This window comes from Nonomuraea sp. NPDC050404, from assembly GCF_040655495.1.
GTDB lineage: Bacteria > Actinomycetota > Actinomycetes > Streptosporangiales > Streptosporangiaceae > Nonomuraea.
On sequence record NZ_JBFAKB010000046.1, the window covers coordinates 11,518 to 26,022 of the forward strand.

Genomic DNA, 14,505 nt, shown 5'->3' on the forward strand with positions numbered 1-14,505 from the left:
CCGTCATGTTGTCCGGTTCACCGACAATTGGCGATGACATCACTACGGATAGTAACGAGGCCAGCGTCGCCCAGGAGGATCCTCCTCCCCTTCCGACACCACCCTGACGAACTGGCCGGCTGAAGAGTGGATCTTTGAAATACGGGGCAAAAATCACACTCTATGCCTTTCCTTCGGCATGACATGCTAGAGGGAGAGGATTTCGGGGGCACGCACGTGTGGGAGAGAAACGGCAAGAAAACGGGGCGTAGGGCCTGGACGCGCAATGATTCGCGCGCCGGGCGAGGCGGGGGCGGATCGTATTCGCGGGGATCGAGGCTTGCTCCACACCATCGTGACGGAGCCGGGTGTGGGTGGCGCGACGGACAGGGGACCGTGGCGCCGACGACAGGTCTTGTAACCGAGATGAAACTTGCGGCGGCCATACTGCAGTTGCCGCCGGAACGACGTCGGGCCGCCCAGGTCCGGCATGCATCTTTCATGACGGCTTATGCCGTGCACAGGCATCCCGACGTCAAAAGTTGGGCGGCCGAATACCTCCGTGTCCCCTGCGTGTCACCCTGCCCCAAAAACCTTCCCTCGGATGAAAGTCGCCGAGGGGGTCGCTGAAATGCGCTGGAAAGAGAAAGTTACTGATCGAGTACGACGACTAGGGTGGCTGGTTGGAGGCATGGGCCATGCAGCTCATCGAACGTGCAGAGGCGCTGGCGAACTTCCGTAGCCTTACCGAGAGGGCGTTGGGCGGGACCGGCGGAGCCATGTTGATAACCGGTTCCGGCGCCACCGGTAAGAGTGCGTTACTGCAGGCTTGCGCGAACGAGGCCGGCGCAGCCGGATTCCTGCTGATGAAAAGTGCCGGGTCACGGGCGGAACGAATGTTTCCCCTGGGGACTCTCGGACAGTTGTTTCGTTCTGCCGAGTTGCCACCTGAGTTCGCCGGCGAGGTGGAACAGACGCTGGTTCCTGAACCGATCAATGGGATTTCCGGAGTGCCCAACCCGGTGGTGCTCGGGCAGAACCTCACGTATGTCGCGGCGCGGCTGTGCGGGGTTCTCGTGGAGCTCACCAAACGACAGCCGATTCTGCTGTCCGTTGACGACGTGCACAATGCGGACGGTCCGAGCCTGCAGGCCCTGCTCTACATTCAGCGGCGCATGGCGAATGCTCCGCTGCTGCTGGCCGTGACCTCACTGTCGCAGCGCCGTGCGGTCAACTCCCTGTTCAGCGCGGAGCTCACCCGGCAACCCAACTGCGTTCAGGCGCGGGTCGCCGGTTTGTCGCCGACAGGGGTTGAGGAGCTTCTCCGGGACACGATGGGCACCGAGCCCGCCGCCCGGCTGGCCCCGGAGTACCACCGGCTGAGCGGCGGCAACCCCCTGCTCCTGCACGCGATGGTGCAGGACTACTGGGACGTGGCGCAGGGCGGCTGGTCGCCGGAGGGCTCCCAGCCGGGCGTCGGCCGCCATCTCCACCAAGCGGTCCTGTCCTGCCTGCACCGATGGGATCCGCGCATCCTGGACGCGGCCCGCGGCGTCGCCCTGCTCGGGCGCTCGGCCAGCACCGGCTCGGTGGCGCAACTGCTCGGGGTGAAGCCCGCGTACGTGCTTCCGGCGCTGGAGGCCCTGGACGGGGCGGGGCTGCTGCGGGGATACCAGTTCCGGCATCCGACGATGCGTAAGGCCGTACTGCGGGATCTGAGCCCGGACCGGCAGTCCGTCATGCACATGCGGGCGGCGCGGATCATGTATCAGCTCGGCGCCGAGCCTGGGGACATCGCCGACCACCTGCTGACGTCGAGCCCGGCCACGCCGGCCGAGGCGGAGCCGTGGATGGTGGCGGTGTTGCGCGAGGCCGCCCAGGCGGCGCTCGTGCACGACGACCAGGACCGGGCGATCAGTTGCCTGGAGCTGGCCCGGCTCATCTGCGAGGACGAGGCGACGAAGGCGGCGATGCTGACCGAGCTGGCCAAGGCGAACTGGTGCCACCGGCCCGCCGCCGCGCTGCGCTTCCTGGCTCCGCTGGAGGACGCGTTCGGGCGCGGTCAGCTCGCCGCCGCGGACTCCCGCGCCCTCAGCAGGTACCTGCTGTGGCACGGCAGGACCCGCCGTGCCGCCGTGGTCTACGACTGGACGGCGCCCTCGTCCGACGTTCCGTCCCGGGGACATTCCCGGCTCTGTTTCACCCGGGAGTGGGTGCGGCTGATCTTTCCCACCATTTTCGTCGGGGAAGACGCGGAGGAGCAGGCCGGTGCGGACACCACGATCGGCCGGGAGTTCTCGCTGAGCAACCTGCTGCTGGGCAAGGCCGAGGAGGACATCGTCGGCGCCGCCCAGGAGTTGCTGGAAAGTTGCAACCTGGCCGAGGAGGAGCTGGAGGCGGTCTTCGGCGCGCTGTTCACCCTGGCCCATACGGGCCGTTACCAGGAGGCGGTGCGGTGGTGCGAGTCGCTCGGCACCGAGGGTGCTGCGCGCGGGTTCTCCCGGTGGACGGCCGCACTCGCCGGGATCCGGTCGTGGCTGGCGGTGCAGCACGGTGAGCTGGGCGAGGCCCGGCGGTACGCGCGCCAGGCCCTGAGCGGGATGTCGCGGACGGGCTGGGGCGTGATACTCGGGCTGCCGCTGACGGTGCTGCTGCGGGCCACCGTCGCCATGGGAGACCTGGACGAGGCGGCTGAGATCATCAAGCGGGGCGTTCCCGACGACATGCCGCGAACCACGCTGTGGCCGCTCTTCCTGCAGGCCAGAGGCGACTACTACCTCGCCACGAACCGCACGCGGGCGGCATTGAGCGACTTTCACGAGTGTGGTGAGTTACTGCGCGAATGGGATCTCGACATCCCCGCGCTCGTGGACTGGCGTTGCGCGATCGCCAGGACGTACCTGCAGATAGGCGCGGTCGAGGAGGCGCGGCAGAAGATCACGGAGCAGCTGGCCATACCCGGCGGCACCCATCCGCGGGTGCACGGCCGGGCACTGCGGCTGCTGGCGTCGGTCACCGAGCTCCGGCAGCGGCCCGCGAGGCTGCAGGAGGCGATGTCACTGCTGCAACGGTCCGGCGACCTGCTGGAGCTGGGCTGGGCGTACGCGGATCTCAGCGACGCCTACCAGGAGCTCGGCGACATCACCCGGGCGCGGTTGATGGCCCGGCGGGCCAAGCAGATCGCCAAGGCGTGCGAGGCCGGCCCGCTGTCCGCGCGGCTGCAGCCGCGCGAGGAGGACAGCGGCGGAGACCTGGGTGAGGCGGCGGCGCTCAGCGACGCCGAGCGGCGGGTCGCCGCGCTGGCCGCGTTCGGCTACACCAACAGGGAGATCAGCGAGCGTCTGTTCATCACGGTCAGCACGGTGGAGCAGCACCTTACGCGGGTGTATCGCAAGCTCAACGTCAAACGGCGCGCCGACCTGCCGACCGAGCTGTCCCTGGGCGTACGGGATTCGTCGAAACAGACGTATCCCGTATGACGCCCCGTACGACGCGTCGCGGCCGAGGTTGGCCGCGGCGGTCGGCTCGGGGAAGGTCGGCCCGGTCACGCGCTCATCCACGTCCTTGAGGAGTGGCCGGCGTCGCTCAGCAAGGTGTCGAAAGCCAGCGGTTGCGGTTCCGGCAGCAGGGTGACCAGCAGGCTGATCTTCCTGATCATGCCGGGAGAGTACTCCCGCACCGGAGTGACCTCCGCCTCGGCCAGATCCCAGGGGCCGAGCAGGTCCTCCGCGCGCTGCGCGGCCAGCACCGGATCCAGCCCGTACCAGAGGATGACCGAGGTCAACAGGTCACGGCCGGTCCAATGGTCTGGGATATCCGAGTTGTCAACAAGAAGGTTGGACGGCGTGGAGACAGAAGATAGTGGCTTTTGGAACACAGGAGTCCCCCGAATCAGCTCAACTAACTGTTGTTCGCCGAAGATGCGGTGCCGAGCGGCTCGCGTACCGGGAGCGGATAGCCCCCGCGCGGATGGATCGGTGGCCGGCGCAGGAGCACGCGCAGGCCATCGGTCAGGTCGGTCACGGACACCAGGTCAGGACTGATCAGCCATTGCGCCATCAGTCCTTGGAGCAGCGTGAGGTAGAGCCGGCCCACCGCGCGTGCGGAATCCTCGTCGAGCGACTCCTCGCCGAGCAGCTTGCCCAGCCCTTCGGGGGCGGCGGCCGACGCGAGCGCGATGCCGAGCCTCTCCCTCAGGTCCGGCGCGTGCTCGGCGCAGGTGAGCGCCTCGAAGTTGGCGGCCAGCAGCGGACGGTTGTGCTTGAAACTGTCGACTATTTGCATCCAGGTCTTTTCGAAACCCTCCAACGGGTCGCCCGCGTCGGCGTACACGGTGACCGACCACAGGTCGGTCCAGTCCTGGGTCATCTCGATGAGGGCCTCGCGGAGCAGCGCCTCCTTCGACCCGAAGTGGTAGCCGATCGAGGCGAGGTTGGCCCCTGAAGCGGCGCTGATGTGCCGGGCGGTGGTGTGCGCGTAACCGCGCTCCACGATGCACCGCTTCGCGCCCTCAAGGAGCTGCTCTCGATGTCCCATGATGACATCTTAGCATCCATCCATACGTCCGTCCTAGACGCTTGTATAATTCTGGGCATGTCGCAGAAAAATCCCCCCCTCGCGGGACGTCGCGAGTGGCTCGGCCTCGCCGTGCTCACCCTTCCTGTGATCTTGCTGTCCAACTCGATCACCATCCTGTTTCTGGCCGTTCCCTGGATCACCGAAGGTCTCAGGCCCGGCGGCGCCGAACTGCTGTGGATCATGGACATCTACACGTTCGTGCTGGCCGGACTGCTCATGCCGATGGGCGCGTTGGGCGACCGGATCGGCCGGCGAAAAGTGCTGCTGGGCGGTGCCGTGGTATTCGGAGTCGGCTCGGCCGCCGCCGCGTACGCCACCTCGCCCGAACTTCTGATCGCCGCGCGGGTGCTGCTGGGCATCGGCGCCGCCACGCTCATGCCGTCCACGCTGGCGCTCATCCGCACGCTGTTCCAGGATCCCGGGCAACGCAAGGTCGCGGTGGGCATCTGGACCGCCGGCTCGTCGGGGGGCGTGGTGCTGGGGCCGCCGCTGGGCGGTTTCCTGCTGGAGTACTTCTGGTGGGGCTCCGTCTTCCTGATCAACGTGCCGTTCATGCTGCTGCTCCTGGTCGCCGGCGTGATGTTGCTGCCGGAGTCCCGTGACCCCCGCAAGGGCCGCTTCGACCTGCTCGGTGCGCTGCTGTCGCTGGCCGCGGTGCTGCCGCTGATCTACGGACTGAAGCAACTGGCCCTGGAGGGGGCGTCGATCTGGTCGATCGGCGCGATCATCGCGAGCGTCGTCTTCGGCCTGGCGTTCGTGGTCCAGCAGCGCCGCCTCGACGACCCGATGATCGATATCGGCCTCTTCAGGCGGCCGATCTTCACGACCGCGGTGGGCGGCTACGCGCTGGTCATGTTCGCTCTCACCGGCGGCACCTATCTCGCCTCGCCGTACCTGCAGCAGGTGCTGATGCTGAGTCCGCTGCCCGCGGCGCTGTGGCAGATACCCGCCGGGCTCGGGGTGATCGTCGCCGCGGTGGTCGCCGGCTACCTCGCGCAGCGGGTCCGGCCCGGTCCGATCTTCGCCGCCGGCCCCCTGCTCATGGCCGTCGGTCTGCTGATCATGTCCCAGGTCCAGGTGGACTCCGGGCTGGCGGTGCTGGTGCCGGGGATGATCCTGGTGGGCGCGGGCACCGGCATCGTGGCCACAGTGGCGGTGGACATCGTGCTCGGCAGCGTGCCGCCGGAGCGGGCCGCGCGGGCCTCCGCGTTGTCGGAGACCGGTCTGGAGCTGGGGACCGCGATGGGCATCGCGCTCATGGGCCTGCTCAGCACCGTCGTCTACAGCCGTACGCTGCTGGACACGATGCCGCAGGGGGTGCCGGGAGACGAGAGCGCGGCGGCCTCCGAGACCCTTTCCGGGGCGCTCTCGATCGCCGCCGACTTGCCCGGCCAGGTGGGCACGGAGCTCGCCGCGGCGGCTCGGTCCGCGTTCACCCTCGGCATGCAGGTGCCGCTCTACGTGACCGCGGCGCTCATGCTGGCGCTGGCCGGCGTCGCGATGTTCGCGCTGCGCCGCGCCAGCATCAAGCACGCGGAGAGCGAGGTGCACTGAGGCGTACGGGTGCGCTGAGCAGCACTCGAGCGCAGTTGCGCGAGCTCCCCTGTGGATCCACCCCGGCCCTCATACGTGGTTCATCGGGCCGGGGTGAGGTCCATTAGGGGTTGATCTAGGGGGAATGTCCGCCTCTACCGTGGCGATCGTCGATCCGATCGCCGGTTAGGTGGAGGCACCATGCCCAAAGGCGCCAACCCGGTAGCCGATTATGAGTTGGGACTGCGTCTGCTCAACGCCCGCGCCACACAGCGCGTGCTGGGCATCATGGGCGATCCTTACGCCCTGGTTCTGCGCGGTGCCGATGATCCCTACCCTCTTTTCGCCGCGATTCACGAGCGCGGCCCGATCTATCACAGCCCGACCGGAAGCTGGGTGAGCACGGACCCAGAGGTGATCGCCGAGGTTCTGGCAGACCCGCGCTGGCGGATGTCGGGCCCGGACGGCTCACCGGCCGCCGAGCAGCTGCTGCCCTTCTACGGGTACGGCACGCCGGGCGCCGAGGCCGACGAGCACCAGGAACTGCAAGCCCACTGGCGGCCCCTGGTCGACCCGGAGGCGCTGGCCGCCCACCGCAAGACCGTCGAGCGGGAGTGCCTGGCCCGCCTCGACCAGGTCGCCGACGGCGATCTGATGGCCGGCTACGCCTGGCCGGTGGCGAGCGCCGCCACCGGCGCGTTGCTCGGGGTGCCCACCGCCGCGCTGACCCGGTACGCGGAGCTCTGCGCGGGCGCGGAGGCGCTGCCGGACTCCCTGCTCGCCGCCCAGGCGCTGCCCCTCGTCCGCCAGATCGAGGACGCCGTGGCCGGGCTCGACGGGCTGTTCGGCACCACGGACGGGACCGAAAGTCCCGGCCGGGCCGTGCGGGTGCTGCTGTCCGCAGCCGCCGTCCCGGCCACCGCGCACCTGGTGGGCAACGCGGTCCACGCGCTGCTGGCCGAGCCGGGCCGGTGGGCGGAACTGTCCCGTAATCCGGACCTGGCGTCGGCGGCCGTGGCGGAGACGCTCCGGTACGACCCGCCGGTGCAGGTGGAGGCCCGGGTGGCCGCGTCCACGGTCGAGCTGGCCGGGACAGAACTGCCGGCGGGCAGTCACGTGGTGCTGATCACCGCGGCCGCCGGCCGGGACGCCGCCCGGCACCCGGAGCCGGACCGCTTCCGCCTCGATCGGCAGGCCGAGCCGGAGCCGCTCGCCTTCGCCGGCGGGCTCCACCACCTCCCGGTCGCCCCGCTGGTGCGTGCGCAGGCCGAGGTGGCGCTGCGGACTCTCGCCGAGGCGCGGCCGAACCTGCGGCCGTCCGGCACGCCGGTGTACCGGCGGCGCGCCCCCGTGGCGCGCGGCCCCGTCGAGCTGCCCGTGCTCGGGCTTGGAGAGAACTGATGCGTGTCCTGCTGACCTCGTTCGCTCTCGCCTCGCACTACAACTGCCTGGTGCCGCTCGGCTGGGCGCTGGCCGCCGCCGGACACGAGGTCCGAGTGGCCAGCCAGCCCTCGCTGACCGACGCGATCACCGCCTCGGGGCTGACCGCGGTCCCGGTCGGCACCGATCCCGAGCTGGCGGAGGTGCGGGAGCAGCCGGGCGCGGCGATGGGCCCGCCCCAGGTGCACGAGGACCGCGACGAGCCGGTCACCTGGGAACAGGCTCTTGACTTCGACACGATCATCGCGCCGCTGCTGCTGGCCGCCACGAACAACACGGCGATGGTGGACGAGCTGGTCGGCTTCGCCCGGCGGTGGCAACCGGACCTGGTGATCTGGGAGCCGTTCACGCTGGCCGGCGCGATCGCGGCGGAGGCCTGCGGGGCGGTGCACGTCCGGACGCTGTGGGGGCTGGACGTGCTGGGCAGCGCCCGCCGCGCCTTCCTGGACCTGCGTGCCCAGCAGCCCCGGGCGCACTGGGAGGACCCGGTGGCCGAGTGGCTGACGCTGAGCCTGGCGCGCTACTCCCGCCCGTACACCGAGGAGGTGACCACGGGGCGGCTCACGATCGACACCACGACGCCGGCCAGCCTGCGGCTGCCGGTCGGGGTGCCGGTGGTGGGCATGCGGACGCTGCCGTACAACGGCCGCTCCGTGATGCCGGACTGGCTGGCCGAGCCGCCCGGCCGGCCCCGCGTCTGCTTCACCCTGGGCAAGACCGGCGACGACTTCCTGCACGACTGGGCGCTCAGCCCGGCCGAGCTGGTGCGAGCGGTGGCCGAGCTGGACATCGAGGTGGTGGCCACGCTCGACGCCCAGCAGCGCGAACGCCTGGGACAGGTGCCGGACAACGTGCGCGTCGTCGACTTCGTGCCGATGAACCTGCTGATGCCGACCTGCGCCGCGGTGGTGCACCACGGCGGGGCCGGCACGTTCGGCGCCGCGCTGCACAACGGGGTGCCCCAGCTGATGATCGCCAACACCTGGGACACCCCGGTGAAGGCCAAGCGGCTGGCCGCCTCCGGCGCCGGCGTCTACATCGCGCCGCCGAAGCTCGACGCCCAAGGCTTCAGGGACGCCGTGGCCAAGCTGGTGCACGAGCCCGGCCCGCGGGCCGCCGCCGACCGGCTGCGCGAGGAGATGCTCACGGAGCCGACCCCGGCGGAGCTCGTACCCCGGCTGGAGCGCCTGGTCGCGGAGAACCGCGCGGGCAAGTCAGGGGATGACCCCAGTGCGGTAGGGGACCCCGGCCTCGCCGAGAGCGCCCTGAGATGAGTCGACGGCCGACCGCGAAGGGCACCGTGCCGTTCGGGGAGTACCGCACCTGGTATCGGGTGAGCGGTGACCTGTCCGGCGGGCGCGCGCCACTGGTGGTGCTGCACGGCGGGCCCGGCAGCACGCACGACTACCTGCTGCCGATGAGCGACCTGAGCGACGCGGGCCAGCCGGTGATCCTCTACGACCAGCTGGGCAACGGCGGCTCCACCGGCCTGCCGGACAAGGGCGCGGACTTCTGGACCGTGCGCCTGTTCCTGGACGAGCTGGACAACCTGCTCGAACGCCTGGGCGTGGCCGACAACTACCTGATCTACGGCCACTCCTGGGGCGGCATGCTGGGCGCCACGCACGCCGCGGCCCGCCCGCGCGGGCTGCGCGGGCTGGTCATCGCGAACTCGCCGGCCTCGATGCCCACCTGGCGCGCGGAGATGGTACGGCTGCGCGCCACCCTCCCGCCCGAGGTGCAGGAGACGCTGGCCCGGCACGAGGCCGCGGGCACCACCGCCACCCGCTCCTACTTCGACGCCATGCGCGTCTTCTTCGACCGATACGTGTGCCTGGTCAACCCGTGGCCGCGGGAGTACCAGGCGTCCTTCATGGAGATGCACAACAACCCGACCGTCTACTACACGATGAACGGGCCGACCGAGTTCCACGTCGTCGGCACGTTGCGCGACTGGTCGGTCGAGGAGCTGCTGCCATCCATCGAGGTGCCGACCCTGATCATCTCCGGGCGGCACGATGAGGCCACCCCCGAGACCGTCCGCCCGTTCCAAGAGCTCATCCCGGACTCCCGCTGGGAGATCCTCGAGAACTCCAGCCACCTCCCGCATCTGGAGGAACCCGACAGGTTCCGGGAAGTGCTGCTGGGCTACCTCGCCAGTGTTCACGGGACCCAACCGGGGACCCGCACGGGCGACGTTGTGACAGGGAGCTGACGTGACCGACATTCTGCCCGACCAGAACCCGATCTCGCGGAAGGGCCGCCCGCGCGCCCTGGTGAGCGGAGTGGCATCCGACTCGCACACCTGGAACCTGGTCTTCCTGCAGCTGGTCTGCGAGGAGGAGGGCCTGGACGTGGTGAACCTGGGGCCGTGCGTTCCGGACGACCTGCTGGTCACCGAGTGCGTGGACCAGCGCCCCGACCTCGTGGTGATCAGCACCGTCAATGGTCACGGGTACCGGGAGGGCCTGCGGGTCGTTCCCAAGTTGCGGACCCGGCCGGAGCTGGACGGCGTCCCGATCGTGATCGGCGGACGCCTCGGGGTGACCGGGCGGCGGGAGGACGACCTCGCGGAAAAGCTCACCGCGGCCGGTTGTGACGGGGTCTTCGACCGCGGCGGCCCCGAAGACCTTGAGGACTTCAGGACACTGGCCGCCGCTGTGGCCTGGTCGGCGGACGGCGCTGCGGCGCGGGCGCCCGTCCAGCTCGGCTGAGCCGCGGTGACCGCTGGATTCGGCGGTTTCGTCGCCGACACCGCCGCGAGCGGCGAGCTGGTGGTGCAGCCCCGGATGGGGTTCGGCGACGTGGAGACCATGCGCGTCGGGTTGCTCGCCACCAAACGCGCCCGCGCGGCCACCGCCGGCACGATCACCGTGGACAGCTACACCCGGGTGGGCGATCTGGAGTCGGCGGCGGCGGCGCTGGCCTCCGGCGCCGCGCTCAACGGTTACCCCCTGGTCAGCCAGGGGGTCGAAGCCAACAAAGAGCTGCTGAGCGGGATACGGGACGCCACCTTTCCCGTTCAGGTACGGCACGGCTCGGCCAACCCGGGGAAGATCTTCGAGGCGTTGCTGGACGCCGGCCTGGACGCCACCGAGGGCGGGCCGGTCTCCTACTGCCTGCCCTACAGCCGGATGCCGCTGAACCAGGCGGTCGACCACTGGGCCCGCGGCTGCGAGCTGCTGGCCACCCGTGGGCAGGCGGCGGGCAGGGAGCCGCACCTGGAGACCTTCGGCGGCTGCATTCTGGGCCAGCTCTGCCCGCCCAGCCAGCTCGTCGCGCTCAGCGTCCTGGAGGGGTTGTTCTTCCAGTCCTACGGCCTGCGGGACATCTCGCTGAGCTACGCCCAGCAGACCAGTCCCGAGCAGGACATCGAGGCGGTGCTCGCGCTGCGCGCGCTGGCCGGGGAGTTCCTGGCCGGCGCCCGCTGGCACGTGGTCGTCTACGCGTACATGGGCGTCTATCCCGAGACCCCGCACGGCACCGCGTCGTTGCTGACCTCCGCCGCCGAGCTGGCCGTGCGCACCGGAGCGGAGCGGCTCATCGTCAAGACCGAGGCGGAGTCCCTGCGCATCCCCACGATCGAGGAGAACGTGGCCGCGCTGGAACTGGCCGGTACGGCGGCGCGCGCGGCCCGGCCGGCCACGCCGCCGCCGAGCAGTACCGACTCGCAGGTGTACGCCGAGGCGCGGCGGCTGGTCGATGCCACGCTGGAGCTGCACGAGGACGTGGGCCGGGCGCTGCTGCGCGCGTTCAAACTGGGCTACCTGGACATCCCCTACTGTGTGCACCCCGACAACAGGGGTGCGGCGCGCAGCCACATCGACAACGACGGGTCGCTGCGCTGGGCGGACGTCGGCTCGTTGCCGCTGGACGGGCTGGTGGCGCGGCGCCGCTCCCGCCCGGTCGGCTCGACCGAACTGGTGGACGCGCTCCACTACGTCCGGCGCAGGCACGACGGCCGGGACTGAGTGCCGGGGTATGAGCAGGGGAGCGCGGATGGTGGGGGCCGCCCGGATGACGATGAGGGGTACTAGGGGTGGGGCCGGCCGGGCGGCCAAGGTTAGCGTGCCCTGGTGGACAACGCATCGAGCCACGAGCTCGCGATGGTTTTTCCAGGGATGGGGCCGACCGGCTTCGCCGACATCGAGCGATTCGCCACCGAGGTGCCGCTGGCCTGGCGGCGGTTCGCCGAGGCCGACGAGGCTCTTGGCTACCCGCTGCTGGACCGGTTCCGCCGCGCGGACGGCGACTACTCCGAGTACGCCCAGGTGGCCTTCCTGGTCACCTGCCTGGCTCTGGCCGAGTGGGCGGAGCGGGAGGCGCTGCCCGCCCGCCCGGGGTGGTGCACGGGCCCGAGCTTCGGAGGCAAGGTGGCCGCCGCCTATGTGGGCTCGTTGAGCTTCGCCGACACGGTGTGGATGACCGCCCGGCTGGCCCGGTGCGTGGCGGACTACTTCAGCCGGGAACACCGGAGCCTGGTCACCCACTCCTTCGTCCGGGTGAAGCCGGAAGTGGCGGAGGAACTGCTCGGCGAGCTGACCGCGCGGGGTGGCGTGGCGGACGTGGCCTGCCGCGTGGACAAGGACTTCTTCATGATCACGCTGTCGGAGGACGACCTGCCTGGGCTGGAGAAGGGAATCCGCGCCGCCGGCGGGCTGTCGTTGTACACGATGCGGCCGCCGATGCACTCTCCGTCCTTCGCCCGGCTGCGGGAACGCGCGGCGAAGGAGGTCGTGGACGAGCTGGAGTTCGCCGAGCCGCGGGTGCCGGTGATCTCCGACCACGACGGGTCGTTGCTGACCACCGGGGAGCAGGTGCGGAACCTGCTGCTGGACGGCTTCGTCCAGCAGATGCACTGGCCGGGGACGGTCGAGGCGATGCAGGCCCAGGGAGTTCGCACGGTCTGCGTGGCCGGGCCCGACTCGCTGTTCGGCCGGGTGCCGGCCACCACCAGGAACTTCAAGGTGGTGCCGGTCGGCCCGAAGAAGCCGCTGCTCGTCGCCGCTGCCCGTGATGCCGGGCCCCGCTCGTCCCGCGCCGGGGAATCCGGCGCGGAGCGAGCCTCGGCGGCTGGGTGACCCGGCGGACTCAGTGGGCTTTGTGGGCCGCGCTGAGCGCAGCCCACAAAGCCCCGGGGGTGTTGAAGGTGTCCAGGACGAGAGCTTCCTCGTCGAACTGTACGGAGTAGTCGGCTTCCAGTGCGCTCAACAGTTCCACCGCGCCCATGGAATCCAAACCGAATTCCCTGAGGTTGGTTTCCGCGGTGAGCTCGTCGCCGGAAGACAGCAAGGGAAGGCGGTGCCGCAGCAGCGCCTCAAACTGTTTGTCCCACATGGCCAGAATTATGCCTCAATAACTCGCGCTGGGGGAAAGAAAATGGGCGAAGATATTCACCGGAACCTCCACGGGCGTTTTCTGGGCGGACTGGCCGCCGCGCCACGCGGTGCGGCGCTGCGCCTCGGCGACCGCACCGTCACCTTCGAGGAGTTGCACGAACTCGCCCTCGTCTGGGCGGGGTCGCTGCTCCACAGCGGCGTCACGGGCCCGATAGGGGTGCTCGCGGAGAAGGGGACCACGGGCTACGCCGGGGTGCTCGCGGCGCTGTACACCGGGGCGACGGTGGTGCCGCTGCACGTCGACTTCCCGGCAGACAGGACGGCGCGGATGGTCGCGGCGGCCGGCGTCACCTCCGTGATCGCCGACGCGCGCGGCGCCCGCCTGCTGCCTGAGCTGCGGGAACGCGGCTACCTCGGGGCCGTGTTGCTGCCCGAGGGCGGCGGCGAAGGGGGGATCCCGGTGGCGGCCTCGTACGCGCCGGCCGAACCCGTCGCGGTGCCGCCCGAGTCGCCCGCCTACATCCTGTTCACCTCCGGCTCGACCGGCCGGCCCAAGGGTGTGCGGCTCACCCATGGCAACCTGCACCACTACTTCGGCGTGCTGGACGAACGCTACGACTTCAGCCCCGACGACGCCTTCTCGCAGACCTTCGACCTGACCTTCGACTGCGGGATCTTCGACCTGTTCTGCGCCTGGGGCGCCGGGGCCCCGGCGGTGCCGGTGCCGCCGCGCGGCCACGCCGACCTGCCCGCCTTCCTGGCGCGGCACCGGGTGACCGTCTGGTTCTCCACGCCCAGCGGCATCAGCCTGGCCCGCCGGCTCGGCGCGCTGCAGCCCGACACGCTGCCTGGCCTGCGGTGGAGCTTCTTCGCCGGAGAGGCGCTGCGCTGCCAGGACGTCGAGGACTGGACCCGGGCGGCGCCGTACTCGGAGGTGGAGAACCTGTACGGGCCGACCGAGCTGACCGTGACGATCACGGGCCATCGCTGGTCGCCGGAGGGCTCCACGAAGCTCGCGGCCAACGGCGTCGTGCCGATCGGCGCGGTGCACCCCGGTCACCAGGTCCTGCTCGTCACCGAGGACGGCCAGGTGACCGAGGAGGAAGAGGGGGAGTTGTGCGTCACAGGACCGCAGCTCACCCCCGGGTACCTGGATCCGCAGGACGGCGCGGGCCGCTTCCTGGAGCACGCGGGGCACACCTGGTACCGCACCGGCGACCGGGTGCGGCGCCTGCCCGACGACGAGCTGTGCTACCTGGGCAGGCGGGACGCCCAGGTACAGGTGCAGGGCTGGCGGGTGGAGCTGGCGGAGATCGAGCACGCGCTGCTGGCCTCCGGCGACGGGGTGGCCGAGGCGGCCGTGGTAGGGGTCGAGGGCGCGGTCGGCACGGAGCTCGTGGTGTTCTACACGGGCGAGGTGCGCCCGCCGGTCGAGCTGGCCAACCGGCTGCGCCGCACACTGCCGCACGGCATGGTGCCCAAGCGATATCTCCACCTCGAAGAACTTCCGCTCAACGCCAACCGCAAGGTGGACAGAAAGGCGCTCACCGAGCGCGCAGGCGAACTCCTAGGCGCCGACAACAATTGGTCTTAGGGGGCACTTAGGGGTTAGTCGGACTCCGAACGTTTCGTAGTT

12 protein-coding genes are annotated in these 14,505 nt (G+C 70.3%); 9 read left to right on the plus strand and 3 right to left on the minus strand.

Features of this window, described 5'->3' with window-relative positions; all coding sequences use genetic code 11:
- Window positions 1-677 precede the first annotated feature (677 nt).
- The gene (locus AB0I81_RS59885; RefSeq protein ID WP_360678609.1) at window positions 678-3,458 is read left to right on the plus strand and encodes an AAA family ATPase; all 2,781 of its coding nucleotides are present in this window, start codon (window positions 678-680) and stop codon (window positions 3,456-3,458) included.
- A 65-nt stretch (window positions 3,459-3,523) separates the two neighbouring features.
- On the opposite strand, the gene AB0I81_RS59890 is transcribed toward AB0I81_RS59885, so the two are convergent.
- Window positions 3,524-3,763: a hypothetical protein gene (locus AB0I81_RS59890; RefSeq protein WP_360678611.1), complete on the minus strand. Its 240-nt coding sequence runs from the start codon at window positions 3,761-3,763 to the stop codon at window positions 3,524-3,526.
- A 116-nt stretch (window positions 3,764-3,879) separates the two neighbouring features.
- Window positions 3,880-4,515, minus strand: a complete 636-nt coding sequence (locus tag AB0I81_RS59895; RefSeq protein ID WP_360678613.1) for a TetR/AcrR family transcriptional regulator — start codon at window positions 4,513-4,515, stop codon at window positions 3,880-3,882.
- Window positions 4,516-4,572: 57 nt separating this feature from the next.
- Between AB0I81_RS59895 and AB0I81_RS59900 the strand changes: the two genes are divergently transcribed.
- The 7 genes from AB0I81_RS59900 (at window position 4,573) to AB0I81_RS59930 (ending at window position 12,611) form a co-directional block, all read left to right on the plus strand.
- The gene (locus tag AB0I81_RS59900; RefSeq protein WP_360678615.1) at window positions 4,573-6,111 is read left to right on the plus strand and encodes an MFS transporter; all 1,539 of its coding nucleotides are present in this window, start codon (window positions 4,573-4,575) and stop codon (window positions 6,109-6,111) included.
- A gap of 180 nt (window positions 6,112-6,291) precedes the next feature.
- Complete coding sequence (locus AB0I81_RS59905) at window positions 6,292-7,491, plus strand: P450-derived glycosyltransferase activator (protein WP_360678617.1); 1,200 nt, start codon at window positions 6,292-6,294, stop codon at window positions 7,489-7,491.
- Complete coding sequence (locus tag AB0I81_RS59910; protein WP_360678619.1) at window positions 7,491-8,804, plus strand: activator-dependent family glycosyltransferase; 1,314 nt, start codon at window positions 7,491-7,493, stop codon at window positions 8,802-8,804. The genes AB0I81_RS59905 and AB0I81_RS59910 overlap by 1 nt, the downstream gene beginning before the upstream one ends.
- The gene (locus AB0I81_RS59915; protein ID WP_360678621.1) at window positions 8,801-9,745 is read left to right on the plus strand and encodes a proline iminopeptidase-family hydrolase; all 945 of its coding nucleotides are present in this window, start codon (window positions 8,801-8,803) and stop codon (window positions 9,743-9,745) included. The genes AB0I81_RS59910 and AB0I81_RS59915 overlap by 4 nt, the downstream gene beginning before the upstream one ends.
- 1 nt (window position 9,746) lies before the next feature.
- Window positions 9,747-10,244: a cobalamin-dependent protein gene (locus AB0I81_RS59920; RefSeq protein ID WP_360678623.1), complete on the plus strand. Its 498-nt coding sequence runs from the start codon at window positions 9,747-9,749 to the stop codon at window positions 10,242-10,244.
- 6 nt (window positions 10,245-10,250) lie between these two features.
- Window positions 10,251-11,501, plus strand: coding sequence for a methylaspartate mutase (locus AB0I81_RS59925; protein WP_360678625.1), 1,251 nt, complete (start codon window positions 10,251-10,253; stop codon window positions 11,499-11,501).
- 105 nt (window positions 11,502-11,606) lie between these two features.
- Window positions 11,607-12,611 carry an ACP S-malonyltransferase gene (locus AB0I81_RS59930; RefSeq protein WP_360678627.1) on the plus strand — a complete coding sequence of 335 codons (1,005 nt, stop codon included), beginning with the start codon at window positions 11,607-11,609 and terminating at the stop codon, window positions 12,609-12,611.
- Between the two features lie 10 nt (window positions 12,612-12,621).
- Here the strand turns inward: AB0I81_RS59930 and AB0I81_RS59935 are convergent, their stop codons facing one another.
- Window positions 12,622-12,867, minus strand: a complete 246-nt coding sequence (locus AB0I81_RS59935; protein ID WP_360678629.1) for an acyl carrier protein — start codon at window positions 12,865-12,867, stop codon at window positions 12,622-12,624.
- A 42-nt stretch (window positions 12,868-12,909) separates the two neighbouring features.
- On the opposite strand from AB0I81_RS59935, the gene AB0I81_RS59940 reads away from it, so the two are divergent.
- Window positions 12,910-14,463, plus strand: a complete 1,554-nt coding sequence (locus tag AB0I81_RS59940; protein WP_360678631.1) for an AMP-binding protein — start codon at window positions 12,910-12,912, stop codon at window positions 14,461-14,463.
- Window positions 14,464-14,505 lie beyond the last annotated feature (42 nt).